The organism is Mesorhizobium sp. MC2-1-1 (assembly GCF_057597255.1).
In genome coordinates, this window is the sequence record NZ_CP195205.1 from 4,435,562 (window position 1) to 4,454,161 (window position 18,600).

Annotated in this window: 14 protein-coding genes; 3 read left to right on the forward strand and 11 right to left on the reverse strand. The window is 63.9% G+C overall.

The window, feature by feature from the left end; all coding sequences use genetic code 11:
- Positions 1-188 precede the first annotated feature (188 nt).
- Positions 189-617, reverse strand: a complete 429-nt coding sequence (locus tag ACR64R_RS21980) for an Lrp/AsnC family transcriptional regulator (protein ID WP_487358367.1) — start codon at positions 615-617, stop codon at positions 189-191.
- A 134-nt stretch (positions 618-751) separates the two neighbouring features.
- Between ACR64R_RS21980 and ACR64R_RS21985 the strand changes: the two genes are divergently transcribed.
- Positions 752-1,855 (forward strand): saccharopine dehydrogenase family protein, encoded by a 1,104-nt coding sequence (locus ACR64R_RS21985; protein ID WP_487358368.1) that lies wholly within the window; start codon positions 752-754, stop codon positions 1,853-1,855.
- A gap of 40 nt (positions 1,856-1,895) precedes the next feature.
- Here the strand turns inward: ACR64R_RS21985 and lpdA are convergent, their stop codons facing one another.
- From lpdA to ACR64R_RS22005, 4 genes are all read right to left on the reverse strand, one after another.
- Positions 1,896-3,293, reverse strand: a complete 1,398-nt coding sequence (gene lpdA / locus ACR64R_RS21990) for a dihydrolipoyl dehydrogenase (protein WP_487362516.1) — start codon at positions 3,291-3,293, stop codon at positions 1,896-1,898.
- Between the two features lie 233 nt (positions 3,294-3,526).
- Positions 3,527-4,825 carry a dihydrolipoamide acetyltransferase family protein gene (locus ACR64R_RS21995; RefSeq protein ID WP_487358369.1) on the reverse strand — a complete coding sequence of 433 codons (1,299 nt, stop codon included), beginning with the start codon at positions 4,823-4,825 and terminating at the stop codon, positions 3,527-3,529.
- A 125-nt stretch (positions 4,826-4,950) separates the two neighbouring features.
- Entirely contained in the window at positions 4,951-5,964 is a 1,014-nt protein-coding gene (locus ACR64R_RS22000; RefSeq protein ID WP_487358370.1) for an alpha-ketoacid dehydrogenase subunit beta, read from the reverse strand.
- 2 nt (positions 5,965-5,966) lie between these two features.
- A complete protein-coding gene (locus ACR64R_RS22005; protein ID WP_487358371.1) occupies positions 5,967-7,199 on the reverse strand; it encodes a thiamine pyrophosphate-dependent enzyme in 1,233 nt (410 codons plus the stop codon).
- Between the two features lie 330 nt (positions 7,200-7,529).
- Between ACR64R_RS22005 and holA the strand changes: the two genes are divergently transcribed.
- Positions 7,530-8,573, forward strand: coding sequence for a DNA polymerase III subunit delta (holA, locus tag ACR64R_RS22010; protein WP_487358372.1), 1,044 nt, complete (start codon positions 7,530-7,532; stop codon positions 8,571-8,573).
- 486 nt (positions 8,574-9,059) lie between these two features.
- Here the strand turns inward: holA and ACR64R_RS22015 are convergent, their stop codons facing one another.
- The 5 genes from ACR64R_RS22015 to mnmE form a co-directional block, all read right to left on the reverse strand.
- Positions 9,060-9,956, reverse strand: coding sequence for a ParB/RepB/Spo0J family partition protein (locus ACR64R_RS22015; protein WP_487358373.1), 897 nt, complete (start codon positions 9,954-9,956; stop codon positions 9,060-9,062).
- 63 nt (positions 9,957-10,019) lie between these two features.
- Positions 10,020-10,817 carry a ParA family protein gene (locus ACR64R_RS22020; RefSeq protein ID WP_487358374.1) on the reverse strand — a complete coding sequence of 266 codons (798 nt, stop codon included), beginning with the start codon at positions 10,815-10,817 and terminating at the stop codon, positions 10,020-10,022.
- A 17-nt stretch (positions 10,818-10,834) separates the two neighbouring features.
- Complete coding sequence (rsmG, locus tag ACR64R_RS22025; RefSeq protein WP_487358375.1) at positions 10,835-11,476, reverse strand: 16S rRNA (guanine(527)-N(7))-methyltransferase RsmG; 642 nt, start codon at positions 11,474-11,476, stop codon at positions 10,835-10,837.
- Positions 11,473-13,347, reverse strand: a complete 1,875-nt coding sequence (gene mnmG, locus ACR64R_RS22030) for a tRNA uridine-5-carboxymethylaminomethyl(34) synthesis enzyme MnmG (protein WP_487358376.1) — start codon at positions 13,345-13,347, stop codon at positions 11,473-11,475. The genes rsmG and mnmG overlap by 4 nt, the downstream gene beginning before the upstream one ends.
- Before the next feature lie 255 nt (positions 13,348-13,602).
- The gene (gene mnmE / locus ACR64R_RS22035) at positions 13,603-14,910 is read right to left on the reverse strand and encodes a tRNA uridine-5-carboxymethylaminomethyl(34) synthesis GTPase MnmE (RefSeq protein ID WP_487358377.1); all 1,308 of its coding nucleotides are present in this window, start codon (positions 14,908-14,910) and stop codon (positions 13,603-13,605) included.
- A 141-nt stretch (positions 14,911-15,051) separates the two neighbouring features.
- Between mnmE and ACR64R_RS22040 the strand changes: the two genes are divergently transcribed.
- Complete coding sequence (locus ACR64R_RS22040; RefSeq protein ID WP_487358378.1) at positions 15,052-17,067, forward strand: thioredoxin domain-containing protein; 2,016 nt, start codon at positions 15,052-15,054, stop codon at positions 17,065-17,067.
- Positions 17,068-17,215: 148 nt separating this feature from the next.
- On the opposite strand, the gene rho is transcribed toward ACR64R_RS22040, so the two are convergent.
- On the reverse strand, positions 17,216-18,481 hold the full coding sequence (gene rho, locus ACR64R_RS22045; protein ID WP_487358379.1) for a transcription termination factor Rho: 1,266 nt from the start codon (positions 18,479-18,481) through the stop codon (positions 17,216-17,218).
- Positions 18,482-18,600: the final 119 nt, after the last annotated feature.

Consider the following 18,600-nt stretch of genomic DNA (forward strand, 5'->3'; position numbering starts at 1 on the left):
AATGATCACCGGAACGCAACATCTGGGACGGCCCCTCTCGAGCGCGGCTGGCTTTCGGCCTGCGGGAATATTAGCCGCGGCTGTTCGAGGGCGAATGTGCCTTCTCAACTATACTGGTGGTTTGCCGGGCTCTTACAAATCGGTAAACCGCAGGACGGCCGATCGCCGGACGGGCGGGTGTGCGGGACTCACCGATCGATCCTGGTCGACAGGATGATCGACGACGAGGTCCGCTCCACCCCGTCCATGGCCCCGATCTTGTCGAGCAGCGCGTCGAGATCCCTGATCGACGGCGCGTCGACGATGACGATCATGTCGAAATTGCCGCTCACCGAATGCACCGTGCGGACCGGCGGCATCGCTTCCAGGCTGCGCACCACCTTGTCGGCGAGTTTAGGCGTGACGGTGAGCAGCACATGCGCCTTGACCAGCCCCTGCTCGTAAGCGGGTGAGAGCCTCACCCCGTAACCGGCGATGATGCCGCGCTGCTCCAGCCGCTCGATGCGGCTCTGCACCGTGGTGCGCGAGACGCCGAGCTGCCGCGCGAGCTCGGCGATCGAGGCCCGCGCGTCGGCGCGCAACAGGGTGAGTAGAGCCTGCTCGGCATTTGTGAGCATTTCGACGAATTCCTTCGGCGTATCGCTTAATTTTAGGCTTCGCTTTGTCAGATTCCACACTTCCTTTCGACAGGCAAGCTGCAATGATCCGCGCCAATCGAATTGGCCCGGATCAGGATGCAGGGGAATTGATCATGAAGAACATCGTTGTCGTCGGCGCCGGCAAGATCGGCTCGACCATCGCCGAAATGCTGAGCGCCACGGGCGACTACCGCGTCACGCTCGTCGACCGCTCGGCGGCCCAGCTTGCCGCGGCCGAATTGCCGGCCGGCGTCGCGACGCGGGAGCTCGATATCGCCGCCACGGGTGAGCTGGAGAAAGTGCTCGCCGGCAAGTTCGCCGTGCTGAGCGCGGCCCCCTTCCACCTCACCACCCGCATCGCCGAGGCGGCCGCCGCCACCGGCGTGCATTATCTCGACCTCACCGAGGACGTCGTCTCGACCCGCCGCGTGAAAGAATTGGCGCACGGCGCCAAGAGCGCCTTCATTCCGCAATGCGGCCTGGCGCCGGGCTTCATCTCAATCGTCGCCAACGACCTCGCCAGCCGCTTCGACACGCTGGAGAGCGTACGCATGCGCGTCGGCGCGCTGCCGCAATATCCGTCCAACGCGCTGAACTACAACCTCACCTGGAGCACCGACGGCGTCATCAACGAATATTGCGAGCCCTGCGAGGCGATCGTCGAGGGCGAGTTGATCGAGGTGCCGCCGCTTGAGGAGCGCGAGGAATTCTCGCTCGACGGCGTCACCTACGAGGCCTTCAACACCTCCGGCGGCCTCGGCACCTTGGCCGAGACGCTGAAGGGCAAGGTGCGCACGCTGAACTACCGCACGATCCGCTATCCCGGCCACGCCGCGATCATGAAGGCGCTGCTCAACGATCTTGGCCTGCGCCACCGCCGCGACGTTCTCAAGGACATTTTCGAGAGCGCGCTGCCGTCGACGCTGCAGGACGTGGTCATCGTCTTCGTCACCGTCTCGGGCCGCAGGAACGGCCGCCTGCTGCAGGAGACATACGCCAACAAGATCTATTCGCAGCGCATCGGCGGCCTGGTGCGCAGCGCCATCCAGATCACCACCGCCTCCGGCATCTGCGCCGTGCTCGACATGCTGGCCGACGGCTCGCTGCCGGCCAAGGGCTTTATCCGCCAGGAAGACATCGCTCTCGACGCCTTCCTCGCCAACCGCTTCGGCCGCGCCTACGCCCAGCACGAGATGGTGAGCCGGCTGGCGAGCTGAAGGGCCCCGACGTCCCTTCCCCCTTGTGGGGGAAGGAATCTCAAATATGCAGCGCGTGGCCCAGCGCCTTCAGCGCCGCTTCCTGGAAGCCCTCGCCCTGGGTCGGATGCGCATGGATCGTACCTGCGATATCCTCCAGCCGCGCGCCCATCTCGATCGCCAGGCCGAAAGCGGCCGACAGCTCCGACACGCCCTGCCCAACCGCCTGGATGCCCAGCACCAGGTGATTGTCGGCCCGCGCGACGACGCGGACAAAACCATCCTCGCCTTGCCTGGTCATGGCGCGGCCGTTAGCAGCAAACGGGAACTGGCCGATCTTGATCTCGCCGGCAAGCGCCTTCGCTTCTTCCGGTGACAGGCCGGCGGTGACCAACTCCGGATCGGTGAAGCAGATCGCCGGAATGGCACGCCTGTCCCAGCTCCTTTTGTGGCCGGCGACGATCTCGGCCACCATCTCGCCCTGCGCCATCGCGCGGTGCGCCAGCATCGGCTCGCCGGTGACGTCGCCGATGGCAAAGATGCCGCGCATCGAGGTGCGGCACTGGTCGTCGATGCGGATGAATCTTCCGGCCCTGTCGAGGTCGATCTGCTCCAGCCCCCAACCCTCGGTCAGCGGCTTGCGCCCAACCGTGACGAGAATCTTGTCGGCGGCGATCCTTGCGTTCTTGCCGTCGGCCGTCTCGACCAGCAGGGCATCGCCCTTCGCCGACTGCCCCTTGGCCTTCGCGCCTGTCATAACCTCGACGCCGAGCTCGACAAGCCGCTTGAGCACCGTCCGGGTCAGCTCGGCATCGTATTGCGCGAGCACGCGCGGCAAGGCTTCGACCACGCTGACCTTCGAACCCATCTTCGCGAAGGCCATGCCGAGTTCGAGCCCAATATAGCCGCCACCGACGACCGCGAGCTTCTTCGGCACTTCGCCGAGCGCCAGCGCCTCGGTGGACGAGATGACCTGGCCGCCGAAAGGCAGGAACGGCAATTCGACCGGCGCCGAGCCGGTGGCGATCACCACCGTTTCGGCGCGGACGACCTGCGTTCCGATTTCGGTCTCGACCTCGACGGTCTTGCCGTCCCGGAACGTCGCCCATCCCTGCACGGTCTTCACCTTGGCCTTCTTCAACAGTCCGGCCACACCGCTGTTGAGCCGGCTAACGATGCCGTCCTTCCAGGCGACGGTGCGGGCCAGATCGAGCGTCGGCGCGCCGACCTTGATGCCCAGGGGATCCTTGCCGGAGGCCATATGCGCGATCTTGTGGAACTCGTCGGCGGCATGGATGAGCGCCTTGGATGGGATGCACCCGACATTGAGACAGGTGCCGCCCGGCTTGCCGGCCTCGACAATGACCGTGTCGACACCGAGTTGTCCCGCGCGGATCGCGCAGACATAACCGCCCGGCCCGGCGCCGATGACGAGCAGCTTGCAGGAGATTTCTTTCATCTTGTGGCCCTTCGATCCGAGGATCTTGCCGCAGCGTTCCTTCGCGCCCCCCTTTGTCCTGCCGGACATCTCCCCCACGAGGGGGGAGATTGGCAGCTTCGTCGCTTCGCTCATCCCTGCAACGTGAGAGATTGGCGAAACCCGGCGTGACATCTGATCTCCCCCCTTGTGGGGGAGATGCCTGGCAAGGCAGAGGGGGGCGCTGTCCCGCCAACATCTCTATCGTCCCACCCTCAATCCATGAAGATCAGCGCCGGCGTCTCCAGCAGCGCCTTGATCCGCTGCACGAACACCGCGGCGTTCCAGCCATCGATCACGCGATGGTCGAAGCTGGAGGACAGGTTCATCATCTTGCGCGGGATGAACTGGGTGCCGTCCCACACCGGCCGCACCATCATCTTGTTGACGCCGACGATCGCCACTTCCGGGTAGTTGATGACCGGCGTCGTCGCCACGCCGCCCATGGCGCCGAGCGACGTGATGGTGATGGTCGAGCCGGAAAGCTCCTCGCGGCTCGCCGTGCCGGCCTTGGCTGCATCGGCCAGCCGGTTGACTTCGGCCGCGCAGTCCCAGAGGTCGCGAGCCTCGGCATGCTTCACCACCGGCACCACCAACCCGTTCGGCGTCTGCGCGGCGATGCCGATGTGGATGCCCTGGTGCTGGTGGATGACGCCGGCCTCGTCGTCGAACAAGGCGTTGAGGCTGGGCTGCTCGGCGATGGCCTTGACCATCGCCCGCATCAGGAAGGGCAGCAGCGTCAGCTTTGCACGATCGCCGCGCTTTTCTTTGTTCAACGTCGCGCGCAACTCTTCCAGCGCGGTGACGTCGACCTCCTCGACATAGGTGATGTGCGGGATGCGCGATTTGGCGATCGACATCTTTTCGGCGATCTTGCGCCTGAGACCGACGACCTTGATGTCCTCGACGCCGTCCTTGGGGGCAAGGCCGGTTGGCCGGGCCGCCTGCGGACCCCGCGCCAGGAAGGCTTCGATATCCTCGTGGCTGATGCGCCCCGCAGGACCGCTGCCTGGAACCTGCCGGAGGTCGATGCCGGCCTCCTTGGCGCGCAGCCGGACGGCGGGGGATGCCAGCGGCTTTTCGCCCTCCGGGCGTGGCGCGCCGGATACCGGGGCGGGCCGGGCCGGTTTCGGCGCGGAAACGGCCGGTTTCGGCGCTTCCGTCGGCCTTGCCGCCGGCGTCGGGGCGGCCGGCGCCGGTTTTGCCTCGGCCGGCTCGGCCGCCGCTTTCATCTCGGGCGCTTCCCCGGCCGCCGCCTTCACATTGCCTTCGCCGGCCACCTTCAGCCGCACTATTGGCGAGCCGATCGCCACCGTGTCGCCGATCTCGGCGCCGAGCCACAGGATCTCGCCGTCGACAGGTGACGGAATCTCGACCGTCGCCTTGTCGGTCATGACGGCTGCCAGCACCGTGTCCTCGCGCACGAGGTCGCCGACCTTGACATGCCATTCCACAAGCTCGGCCTCGGCGACGCCTTCACCGACATCGGGCAGCTTGATGACGTGTTCACCCATCTCAGGCCTCCCTCCAGAGCATGATGCCGAAAAGTGTGAAGCGGGTTTCGGACGACATCATGCTTTCGTTTCGATTTGGAGCCGGATTCAGATTTCAGGTCGGTTCAACCTGAAATCATCCGGCTCTAAGCTTCCATTGTCTCGATAAGCGCGCGTCCGACCCGCGCCGGCCCGGGGAAATAGTCCCACTCCTGCGCATGCGGATAGGGCGTGTCCCAGCCTGCGACCCGCGCCACCGGGGCCTCCAGATGATAGAAGCAATTATCCTGCACCAGCGAGACCAGCTCGGCGCCGAAGCCCGAGGTGAGCGTTGCCTCGTGCACGACGACGCAGCGCCCTGTCTTCTTCACAGAAGCGACGATCGTGTCGAGGTCGAGCGGCAGCAGCGTCCTGAGATCGATCACCTCGGCATCAATGCCGGTCTCCTCGGCCGCGGCCTGCGCCACATAGACCATCGTGCCATAGGCGAGCACGGTGACCGCCGAGCCCGGCCGGCGTATTGCCGCCTTGCCGAGCGCAATCGTGTAATGGCCATCCGGCACCTCGCCGAGCTCATGCTTCGACCAGGGCGTCACAGGCCGCTCGTGGTGGCCGTCGAACGGGCCGTTATAGAGCCGCTTCGGCTCCAGGAAGATCACCGGGTCGGGGTCCTCGATCGCCGCAATCAGCAGCCCCTTGGCGTCATGCGGATTGGAGGGCACGATCACCTTCAGGCCGGAGACATGGGTGAACAGCGCTTCCGGGCTTTGGCTGTGAGTCTGGCCGCCGAAAATGCCGCCGCCGGTCGGCATGCGCACCACGATCGGGCAGGTGAAGTCGCCATTCGAACGGTAACGCAGCCGCGCCGCCTCCGACACGATCTGGTCGTAGGCCGGATAAACATAGTCGGCAAACTGAACCTCGACGCAGGGTTTCAGCCCGTATGCGGCCATGCCGATGGCCGAGCCTACAATGCCGGATTCGCTGATCGGCGCGTCGAAGCAGCGGCTCTTGCCATATTTGGCCTGCAGGCCCTGCGTGGCGCGGAACACGCCGCCGAAGAAGCCGACATCCTCGCCATAGACGATGACCTTGCTGTCGCGTCCCATCGACACATCCATGGCGTCGCGGATTGCCTCGATCATGGTTCGTCTGGGCATGGTCAGACCCCCGCCTGCTGGCGCTGGCGCCTGAGATGCGGCGGCATCTCGGCATAGACGCCCTCGAACATGTCGCGGGTCGACGGCTTGCCGCCGGCGTGCAGCGTGCCGTGGCCCTCGGCCTCCTTCTGCGCGGCGATCACCGTCTCGAGGATCTCCGCTTCCGCCTGGGTGTGCCGGTCCTCGGACCAGGCTCCCTTCTGGATGAGGTGGTTCTTCAGCCGGATCACCGGATCGCCAAGTGGCCAGGCATCCGATTCCGCCTTCGGCCGGTAAGCCGAAGGATCGTCGGACGTCGAATGCGCGCCGGCGCGGTAGGTGACGTATTCGACCAGCGTCGGCCCGAGATTGGCGCGCGCCCGATCAGCCGCCCATTTCGCCACGGCGTGGACCGCCAGGTAGTCATTGCCATCGACGCGCAGCGAAGGAATGCCGAAGCCCAGCCCCCGCGCCGCGAACGTGCCGGAACCGCCGCGCGCGATGCCTTGGAAGGTCGAGATCGCCCACTGGTTGTTGACGACATTGAGGATGACCGGCGCCTTGTAGGTCGAGGCGAAGACCAGCGCCGAATGGAAATCGGACTCCGCCGTCGAGCCGTCCCCGATCCAGGCGGCGGCGATGCGTGAATCGTTGGAAATCGCCGAGGCCATCGCCCAGCCGACCGCCTGGATATATTGCGTCGCCAGATTGCCCGAGATCGAGAAGAAGCCGTGCTCCTTCGAGGAATACATGACCGGCAGCTGCCGGCCCTTCAGCGGATCCGCCTCGTTGGAATAGATCTGGTTCATCATCGTGACCATCGGATAGCCGTCGGCGATCAGCAGACCTGCCTGCCGATAGGTCGGGAAGTTCATGTCGCCCGGCCTGAGCGCCTTGCGGAAAGCGCAACTCACGGCCTCCTCGCCGAGATGCTGCATATAGAAAGAGGTCTTGCCCTGGCGCTGCGCCATCTGCATGCGGGCGTCGAAGGTCCTGAGCGTCATCATGTGGCGCAGGCCCTCGAGCAGTTCCTCGTCGCTGAGCAGCCCGGCCCAGGGCCCGACGGCTTCGCCGGCGCGGTTCAGCACCCGGATGATGGAAAAGGCCATGTCGCGGATCGTGCGCGGATCGACGTCGACCTCAGGGCGCGGCACCGAGCCCGCCTTGGGAATGGTCACGTTCGAGAAGTCGGGCGTGCCGCCGGGCCGCACCTCGGGCTCGGGCACGTGGAAGCGCAACATTCCAGCATCGGCCATGAGCTCACGTCCTCCAAATGTTGCCCGTGCAATCCTTGCACATCCGCGCCGCCAGACCAGTGCGAATTCGCCGGGTCTTGGCAAGGACGCCCTCCGGGTCACCGGCACGGCCGTGCCGATGCGGCACGCAGACGCCAAGATGCAGATATGGCGACGAAATTTCTTGTCGATGTTTTTGGCTTGCGCGCAATTTGGCGGAAGTTTGCGCGGCGTTTCCCGCCAGAAAAGGCAATTGAGAGGCCGCGGTGGAGGCGCGGTTTCCCCTTCTCCCTTGTGGGAGAAGGAAGAGACGCTGGTTCCCGCACCCCGCCCCGTGCTAACCCACCTTGCATGGCGCAGAAGAAGGGATACGAGGTCGATTCGTGGCTCGCGAGGCCGGATCCGGCCATGGCGATTGTCCTGCTTTATGGTCCCGACCGCGGCCTCGTCGCCGAGCGGGCGAAGACATTCGCCACCAGGACAGGGCTGCCGCTCGACGATCCATTCTCCGTTGTCAAGCTCGACGGCGCGGAAGTGGACCGCGACGAGGGCCGGCTGCTCGACGAGGCCCGCACTGTTCCGATGTTTTCAGACCGTCGGTTGCTTTGGGTGCGCAATGCCAGCGGCCAGAAGGCGCTGGCCGACGACATCAAGGCGCTGACGGCCGAGCCCGCGCGCGACGCCATCGTCCTCATCGAGGCTGGCGACCTCAAGAAAGGCACGGGCTTGCGGGCCATCGTCGAGGCCGCCGGCAACGCCATCGCGTTGCCCTGCTATGCCGACGAGGCTCGCGACCTCGATTCGGTGATCGACGACGAATTGCGCAAGGTCGGCATGTCGATGACACTGGATGCAAGGCAGGCGCTGCGCCGCAACCTCGGCGGCGATCGCCTTGCCTCGCGCGGCGAGGTCGAGAAGCTGGTCCTTTACGCCCACGGCCGCAAGGAGATCGGCATCGACGACATCAACGCTCTGTCGGGTGACGTTTCGGGCGCCTCCTTCGATGACGCGGTCGATGCCATGCTGGAGGGCAAGGTCGGCGATTTCGACATTGCCTTCACCCGTCATTGCCAGTCCGGGGGTCATCCATTCCTGGTGCTGTCCTCGGCGATGCGCCAGTTGCAGGCTATCCAAGTGATGCGCGGCCAGATGGAGAGCGGAGGCCGCAACGCCGCCTCCGTCGTCGCCGGCGCTCGCCCGCCCGTCTTCTTCTCGCGTCGCAAGCTGGTGGAGAAGACGCTCGAGCGCTGGACTGTCGAGGGGCTCGGGCGCGCGCTCGGCCGGTTGCAGACGGCGGTGCTGCAGACGCGGAAGCGGCCCGATCTGTCGGAAGCGCTCGCAAGGCAGGCGCTACTCGGCATTGCGATCGAGAGTGCGCGGCTGGGGCAAAGGTAGGCAACCAGCCAATCCGCCCCAGTAAGGGATGGCCGGCCACCAATACAGAAGCAGGCGTATTCGCCAACCCTTAGCGATGGTATCTTCGACGTATGAATATCTTACCCTGCAAAATCTGATTGCCTGCGCGGGATTCTGCGTGGGGTGTATGTTTTTCTCTGCCTTGATAACAACGATCGTCTATTTCACGACTCCCGCAGATCCTGAGGTGCACTGGTTGGGCATTTTTTCGGGTAATGCTGTTGGCCTGCTTATAACGAACGCCATCGTAGTTCCGGCCATTCGCCGGCGCATGGCGAAACGGAAAGAAGCGTCCGATCCCTCGTAAGAATCTGATGGTTCGAACTGTCGGCGGTAGCGCCATGTCTGCTGTTCTGTTGCGGGCCTGGGCTAACGACCGCGGTGGTATATCACCGATATATCAGGCGTATCCAATCCTCAGCCAGAACATCATGTTCAAGCCGAATACCGTTACGCCTCAACCGACTATCGCTCGTCCTTCAGCCGCCGGCATAACTCATCGAGTTGATCGAGCGAGCGATAGCTGACCTTCAGCACGCCGCCGCCCTTGCCCTTGTGGTCGATGCTGACGATCATGCCGAGCGTGTCGGTCATCAGCTTCTCGAGCGCCAGCGTATCGGGGTCCTTGTCCGGCGCGCCTGTGGGGGCCTTGGTCTTGGCGGGCGTCGGGCCGGCGGGCATTTGCGCCAGCGCTTCCGCCTGGCGCACCGAAAGCCCTTCCCTGACGATGCGCTTGGCGAGCCCGGCAGGGTCTTCCGCCGTCACCAGCGTCCGGGCATGGCCGGCCGACAGATCGCCGTCGACCAGCATGTCGCGGATCACATTGGGCAGCTTGAGCAATCTCAGCGTGTTGGCGACATGGCTGCGGCTCTTGCCTATCACCTGGCCGAGATCGGCTTGCGTATAGCCATGCTCGTCGATGAGCTGCTGGTAGCCTTGCGCCTCCTCGACGGGGTTGAGGTCGGCGCGCTGCACATTCTCGATGATCGCCAGTTCCAGCGCGGTGCGGTCGTTGACGTCGCGCACGATGAGCGGAATCTCGGTCAGGCCGGCGCGCTGCGCCGCCCGCCAGCGGCGTTCGCCGGCGATGATTTCGTAGCGACCGGGCTGCGAGGGGGAGGGGCGCGCCACCACCGGTTGCACAACGCCGTGCTCGCGGATCGACTGGGCAAGATCGGTCAATTCGGCATCGCCGAAATGCCGGCGCGGATTCTTCGGATTTGGGCTGACGAACTCGATCGGTACCTTGCCGTCGGCCGCCACGGCGGCATTCGGCTTTTCCGGCGCCGCCGGACGGTCGATTTCGCCGATCAGCGCCGCGAGGCCACGGCCCAGCCTTTTTCTCGATTGGTCTTCGCTCATTATATTGTCCAGATCGTTTCGGGGTCGAATCGGCTAGTTAACCAAGACAAGCGGAGTCGCGCCTCAGGCGGCGCGCAGCTTGCGCTCGCGGCGGATGACCTCGGAGGCGAGCTGTAGATAGGCCTGGCTGCCCGAGCATTTCAGGTCGTAGAGGATCGCCGGCTTGCCGTAGGACGGAGCCTCGGAAACACGCACATTGCGCGGAATGATCGTCTCATAAACCTTGTCGCCCATGTGCATGCGCACGTCCTGCACCACCTGGTTAGCAAGGTTGTTGCGTCCGTCATACATGGTCAGCACGATACCCTGGATGGTGAGGTCCGGATTGATGCTGTTGCGCACCTGCTCGACGGTCTCGAGCAGCTGGCTGAGACCTTCGAGCGCAAAGAATTCGCATTGCAGCGGCACGAGAACTGAATCGGCTGCCGCCATTGAATTCAAAGTCAAAAGATTGAGGGAGGGCGGGCAGTCGATCAACACATAGCCGAACGGCGCTGAACGCTCGGTCGCGGCGCGCAGCGCGTTGCGGAGCCTCAAGACACGGTCGGGCGCCGAAGCGATCTCCATCTCGATGCCGAGCAGGTCGAGCGTCGAAGGCACGATGGACAGGCCTGGCACAGCCGTCGGCACCGCGGCCGCTTCAAGATCGAGCTCGCCGGTCAGCACGTCATAGGAAGACACCGTGCGGTCCTTGCGGTCGATGCCCAGCCCCGTGCTGGCATTGCCTTGCGGATCGAGGTCGACGATCAGCACGCGCTCGCCGATGGCAGCCAACGCCGTCGCCAGATTGATGGCCGTGGTTGTCTTGCCGACGCCGCCTTTCTGATTGGCGACGGTGATGATACGCGGTCCAGTTTTCATGGGTCTATGCCAGTAGTTCATTGCGATTTCGCCGGGCGCAATTCGGTGATTTCGAGGATGACGCCTTCGGCGTCGGTCATGCTCGAATGTTCTACCAGATCGAAGGCCCAGCGGTGAGTGCTTTCTTCCACTTCGGCGCGGTAATCCCGCCCTTTGTGGAAGAGAGCGCGCGCGCCTTTGGTCAGCCACGGCGCCGACATATCGAGCAGGTCCGGCAGCGCCGCCAGCGCCCTGGCCGTGACGATTTCCGGTGTGGAAACAAGTCCATAGCTGTCGTCGATGCGCTTGGCCAAGACACGCGCCGGTAGAACGAATTGCCCGATGACGGATTGCAGGAACGAAGCCTTCTTTCGGTTGCTCTCGACCAGGGTGATCGATCCGCCGGGGCGCTCGGCCAGCAGGAAAGCCATCACCAGCCCGGGAAAGCCGCCGCCCGAGCCCAGGTCGACCCAGCTTGTCGCCGTGGGCGCGATTCGGGCGAGCTGGGCGCTGTCCACGATATGGCGCCGCCAGACATCATCCAGCGTCGATGGCGCGGCCAGATTGATGCTCCGGTTCCATTTGAGAAACAGCTGCTCGAAAGCCTGCAGTCGCTCGAATGTTTCACGTGAAACCGGACCCGCCGCTTTCTGCAGGTCCGCCCATGCATTCCCACTCACGCTACAGACCTTCGCGCAGCGCGTTCCGCGTTGCGGACATGCGCCACGATGATAGCGAGCGCCGCGGGTGTCATGCCTTCCATGCGCTGAGCATCCGCGATCGAGCGCGGCTGTCGGGATTTCATCTTCTGCTTAAGCTCGTTCGAGAGTCCCGGCACATCGGAGAAGTCGATGGCCTCGGGAATGAGCCGCGATTCCTCGTGCCTGATCTGCGCTGCGTCAGCCTGCTGGCGATCGAGGTAAACCGAATACTTTGCTTCCGTTTCGAGCCGCTCCGCAGTCTTCGCGTCAAGCGCGGCAAAGCGTGGCTCGACGCGTGTCAGCCATGCCATATCGACGCCCGGATGCGCCAAAAGGTCGTAAGCAGAACGACGCACGCCGTCCTTGTTGATCTCCAGCCCATGCCGCGCCGCTTCATTCGGTGTCCAGGCCACCGACTTCGCCAAGACGCGAGCCTGGTCGAGCTTCTCAGCCATCCCGGCAAAGCGCCGAAGCCGCTCGGCAGCAACGATGCCGAGCTTTTCAGCCAGCGGCGTCAGCCGCTCGTCCGCATTGTCGGCGCGCAGCGAAAGCCGGAACTCCGCGCGCGAGGTGAACATTCGGTACGGTTCGGCGATGCCCCGGCTGGTCAGGTCGTCGACCATCACGCCGATATAGGCTTCGGTGCGGCTGAGCACGACCGGCTCGCTGGCGGAGGCCTTGCGCGCCGCGTTGATACCGGCGAGCAGCCCTTGCGCGCCAGCCTCTTCATAACCCGTCGTGCCGTTGATCTGCCCGGCCAGGAACAGGCCGGCAACGCGCTTCGTTTCCAGCGTGGTCTTCAATTCACGCGGATCGACATGGTCGTATTCGATGGCGTAGCCGGGTTGCAGCATCGTCGCCTTCTCAAGCCCGGGAATGGTCTTCAGGATGTCGAGTTGCACATCCTCCGGCAACGAGGTGGAGATCCCGTTCGGATAGACGGTGTCATCGTCGAGGCCTTCAGGCTCGAGGAAGATCTGGTGGCCCTCGCGGTCGCCGAACTTGACGATCTTGTCCTCGATCGACGGACAGTAGCGCGGTCCGACACCTTCGATCGAGCCGGAATACATTGCCGAGCGGCCGAGATTGGCGCGGATCAGATCATGCGTCGACGGCATGGTGCGGGTGATGCCGCAATGGATCTGTGGATTGGCGATGGCGTCCGTCATCAGCGAGAATGGCACCGGATCTTCGTCCGCCGCCTGGACGTCAAGCGAGCTCCAACCGATGGTGCGGCCGTCGAGGCGAGGGGGCGTCCCGGTCTTGAGTTGCCCGAGCTTGAAGCCGGCGCGTGCCATGGTGATCGACAAGCCCATGCTTGCCTGCTCGTTCATGCGCCCGGCGACGATCTTCTTCTCGCCGATATGGATCAGCCCGCGCAGGAAAGTCCCGGTGGTCAGCACCACGGCGCCGCAGGCCAACCTCCGATCGCCCGAAACCAGCACGGCCGCCACGCGCCCGTCTTCGATGTCGAGATCGAGAACCTCGCCCTCCACCACGTCGAGATTGTTCTGCTGCCGAATCGCATCCTGCATGGCCAGCCGGTAGAGCTTGCGGTCGGCCTGGGTGCGGGGACCGCGCACCGCCGTCCCCTTGCGGCGGTTGAGCAGTCGAAATTGGATCCCGGCGGCGTCGGCGATGCGGCCCATCAGCCCGTCCATGGCATCGATCTCGCGCACCAGATGTCCCTTGCCGAGCCCGCCGATGGCCGGATTGCAGGACATGACGCCGATCGTGTCGAAGCGCAGCGTCACAAGCGCCGTCCTGGCGCCGGCTCGCGCGGCGGCGCTTGCCGCTTCGCAGCCGGCATGGCCGCCGCCCACCACCACCACATCATAGCGATTGGTCATTTTCTGAGATCCGATGCAGAGCAATTCCAGGAAGTCTGAGCGTTCTTCCGCTGAAACAGCAGAACAGATGTAACAGGCGACTCGTTGTTTCGGCCAAAAGCGAAGCGCGTTTGAGACTGGCGACACATGTCCCCGCCGTCGCGCGCTGTCAAGAAGTGGCCATCTATCCGTTTCACGTGAAACACAGATCGCGCCTCCTCTCGGTGTTTCACGTGAGTCACTGTCAGGCAGGAACAGTCGTTTGTTTCACGTGAATCATTTACCAATGCAGAACTGCGAGAAGATGACGTCGAGTAGGTCCTCGACATCGACCGCGCCGATGATTCGACCGAGTCGATCCGCCGCCAGCCGCAGCTCCTCGGCGCGCAATTCCTGGCCATGGCCGGACAGCGCCGCTCGCAAGAAGCCCACGGCCTCCCTTAGCAGCTCGACGTGGCGGAGCCTCGACGGAAGGACCTCAGTGGCATCGCCGACTGCCACGGCGGCACGATTGCCGATCTCGTCAAGGAGCGAGCCTATCCCGGTGCCGTCCCGGGAAGAGATGACCACGTCATATCGGCCGACCCCGGTAGTTCCGATATCCGATTTCGTGCCGACGCGCAGCATCGGAGCCGCGCTAGAAACCTCGCCAACGGGCACTGGATCAGCCATGTCCTCCAAGAGCAGGATCAGATCTGTGTCGCCGGCCTTTGCCTTGGCGCGTTCGATGCCGATAGATTCGACCTTGCCCGCAGCGTCCCGCAGCCCGGCCGTGTCGACAAGCCGCACCTTGAGTCCGTTGAGATCCATGACCACTTCGAGCAGATCGCGCGTCGTGCCCGGTTCATCGGTGACAATCGCCGCGTCGCGCCTTGCCAGCACGTTGAACAGGCTCGACTTGCCGGCATTCGGGGCACCGAGGATCACCACCTCAAAACCGTCGCGGATAATCTCGGCCGCCTTGAAACCTTCAATGTGCCGCTCTATCTCGCCGGTCATCGCCGCTACGTCGGACCAGACCGCATCCGAAACGGAGCCAGGCACATCATCTTCGTCCGCAAAATCGATCTCCGCCTCGATCATCGCCCGCGCATGAATGAGGCGGCGCCGCCAACTGGCGTAGAGCTCGCTCTGAGCGCCTTCGGCATTGCGCACCGCGAAGCGGCGTTGCGCTTCCGTCTCGGCGTTTACAAGATCGGCCAATGCCTCCGTTTCGACAAGGTCCAGCTTGCCGTTGAGAAACGCCCGCCGTGTGAACTCGCCAGGCTCCGCATGTCTGACGCCGTCGAAACCGGTTATCGTCTCCAGCATCTTCGCCGCGACGGCGCGGCTGCCGTGGACCTGGAACTCAGCGACGTCCTCACCGGTGAAGCTGCCAGGACCTGGAAAGAACAGGACAAGGCCATGGTCGATCGACGAGCCATCCGGGGCCTTGAGCGTCCGCAACGTGGTAAACCGATCCTTAACAGGCCCTGCGATCGTTTCGACAACGAATCGAGCCATTGGACCGGAAATGCGGATGACGGCAATGCCCGCGGGCAGGCGTCCGCTCGATAGTGCCGCAATCGAATCCGTCGAAGCCATAGGGGAAACCCTTTGCCGGAACTGCCGAACCGCCTAGATTGAGAGCAGAGCATGATGTCGGCCGGAAACCCGACTCAGACTTTGCGGCAACATGCTCCCAGTCTTTATCACATCAGACTCAAGAAACGCCGAGCCGCCAACGTGACCTTGCCCGCGCGAAATTTGCTTGCCGAAGAAGCCAGTCCCTATCTGCGGCAGCACAGCGACAATCCCGTCCATTGGCGCGGCTGGTCGCCGGCAGCCCTTGCCGAAGCCAGGGAGCTCGGACGACCTATCCTGCTCTCCATCGGCTATGCCGCCTGCCACTGGTGCCATGTCATGGCGCATGAAAGCTTCGAGAACGACGCCGTGGCGGCCGTCATGAACCGCCTCTATGTGAATATCAAGGTCGATCGCGAGGAACGCCCGGACATTGACCAGATCTACATGGCCGCGCTCCATGCCATGGGCGAGCAGGGCGGCTGGCCGCTGACCATGTTCCTCACGCCCGACGGCAAGCCTTTCTGGGGCGGCACCTATTTTCCGCGCGAGGCGCGTTACGGCAGGCCTGGCTTCATCCAGGTGCTAGAGGCGGTCGACAAGGCCTGGCGTGAAAAGCGTGAGAGCCTTGCCGAGAGTGCCGACGGGCTGACCGCCCATGTCGAGCAACGGCTTGCGGGCGCAAAGGGCAAGGCGGTGCTCAACCGCGACGCGCTGGCCGATCTGGCCGGCCGCATCGAAGGCATGATCGACCGCGATCTCGGCGGCCTGAAGGGCGCACCAAAGTTCCCCAACGCGCCCTTCATGCACACGCTTTGGCTGTCCTGGCTGCGCGACGGCAAGGCCGCCCACCGCGATGCGGTGCTCAGCAGCCTCGAAAAGATGCTTGCCGGCGGCATCTACGATCATGTCGGCGGCGGGCTCAGCCGTTATTCGACCGACGCCGAATGGCTGGTGCCGCATTTCGAGAAGATGCTTTACGACAACGCCCAGCTCATCCGCCTGTGCAACTGGGCCTATGCCTCCACCGGCAACGACTTGTTCCGGGTACGAATCGAAGAAACCGTCGCCTGGCTGCTGCGCGAGATGCGGGTCGAAGGCGGTGCCTTCGCCGCCAGCCTCGATGCTGACAGCGACGGGGAGGAGGGGCTTTTCTACACGTGGAGCCGCGACGAGATCGAAACCGCCCTCGGCGACGATGCCTCGACGTTCTTCCAGTATCTCCAGCTCGCCGCGCCGCATGGCTGGGAAGGCAAGCCGATCATCCGCCAGAACGAAGGGCAGCAAGACCATAGCATTGCCGACTACGCCCGGCTCGCGCCGCTGAAGGCCAAGCTGTTGGCCATCCGCGAGCAACGGGTCAGGCCAGGCCGCGACGGTAAGGCGCTCACCGACTGGAACGGCCTGATGATCGCAGCGCTCGCGGAAGCCGGCCGCTCGCTCGGGCGCCAGGACTGGATCGACGCCGCGGCGAAGGCCTTCGCCCATTTTGTCGAAGTCAGCCAGAACGGCCGCCTGCCGCATTCCATGCTTGGCGAGAAGAAGCTCTTTCCCGCTCTGTCCAGCGACTATGCCGCCATGACCAACGCCGCGATCGCGCTGTTCGAGGCCACCGGCGACCAGGCCTATTGCGATCGGGCCCGGGATTTCATCGGCGAGCTCGACCGCTGGCACCTGGACCGCGACAAGACGGGCTATTGGCTGACGGCGTCGGACAGCGGCGACGTTCCGATCCGCATCCGCGGCGATGTCGACGAAGCGATCCCTTCCGCCACCAGCCAGATCGTCGAAGCGTTGGTGCGGTTGTCATCGCTCACCGGCGATCTCGATCTCTGGGAAAAGGCCTGGACGACCGCCGAACATGCCATGGGCCGCGCGTCCCAGCAGGGCTATGGACAGGCCGGCATTGTCAACGCCTGCGCGCTGGCCCTCGAGCCGCTGAAGCTCGTCATTACAGATACGGCAGGTTCCTCAAGCCTCGTTCCGGTTGCGAATCGGAATCCAGACCCCAGGCGGGTCGATATCGTCGTGCCGATCGGAACGGAAGCGAATCGACCATTGTTACCCGGCGGCGTTCGGCCACCGACAGACAAGGTGGGCGCCTGGTTCTGCACTGGGCAGGTGTGCCTGCCAGTGGTAACCGATGCCGAAGAGTTGGAGAAGTTGCTGCGGCGATAGCGCCGACGGATGAGGTGTTCCAGCGGTGTGAGGCGCTGGCATTGCCCGGAGCACCCCTTGGTCCACCGCCTTCGGCGACACCTTCTCCCACTAGGGAAGAAGGTGAGAGCTCGCAAACCGACCCTCTACAACGAGGAGGGTCGCCCGATCACGTATTCATCGAATCGAAGAAGTCGGCGTTGGTCTTGGTCTGCTTGAGCTTGTCGATGAGGAACTCGATCGCGTCGGTCGTGCCCATCGGCGCCAGGATGCGGCGCAGCACGAAGATCTTCTGCAGGTCCGAACGCGGCACCAGCAAATCTTCCTTGCGGGTACCGGACTTGAGGATGTCGATCGCCGGATAGATGCGCTTGTCGGCAACCTTGCGGTCGAGCTGGATTTCGCAGTTGCCGGTGCCCTTGAACTCTTCGAAGATGACTTCGTCCATGCGGCTGCCGGTATCGATCAGCGCGGTGGCGATGATGGTGAGTGAACCGCCCTCCTCGATGTTGCGGGCAGCGCCGAAGAAGCGCTTCGGGCGCTGCAGCGCGTTGGCGTCGACACCGCCGGTCAGCACCTTGCCGGACGACGGCACCACGGTGTTGTAGGCACGGCCGAGACGCGTGATCGAATCGAGCAGGATGACGACGTCACGGCCATGCTCGACCAGGCGTTTGGCCTTCTCGATCACCATTTCGGCGACCTGCACGTGGCGCACCGCCGGCTCATCGAAGGTCGAGGAAATGACTTCGCCCTTCACCGAGCGCTGCATGTCGGTCACTTCCTCAGGACGCTCGTCGATCAGAAGAACGATCAGGTAGCATTCCGGATGATTGGCGGTGATCGAGTGCGCGATGTTCTGCAAAAGCACGGTCTTGCCGGTGCGCGGCTGGGCGTTGATCAGCGCGCGCTGGCCCTTGCCGATCGGCGCCACCAGGTCGATCACACGCGGTGAGATGTCCTTGGTGGGCGGATTTTCGACCTCCATCTTCAGCCGCGAGGTGGGATAGAGCGGCGTCAGGTTGTCGAAGTGGATCTTGTGCCGGATTTTTTCCGGATCGTCGAAATTGATGGTGTTGACTTTGAGCAGCGCAAAATAGCGCTCGCCCTCTTTCGGGCTGCGGATCGGCCCTTCGACCGTATCGCCGGTCTTGAGCGAAAAGCGCCTTATCTGCGACGGCGAGATATAGATATCGTCGGGGCCCGGCAGGTAGTTCGCGTTCGCCGAACGCAGGAAACCGAAGCCGTCCTGCAGCACCTCGACCACCCCGTCGCCGATGATTTCGATGTCCTGGGCGGCGAGCTTCTTCAGGATCGCGAACATCAGCTCCTGCTTGCGCATGACGCTGGCGTTCTCCACCTCGAGCGATTCGGCATAGGCGATCAGCTCTGGCGGCTTCTTGTTCTTGAACTCTGCGAGTTTCATTTCTTGCATTAGATAGACTCTGGGTAGGCTTTGGGGAGAGAAATCGGCTGAATACGACAAATGCCGGGCGCGGCCGAAAGCGAGTAAAAGGGGCGGCGCATGACGGGAAGGAAGACCCGTCTTTTATC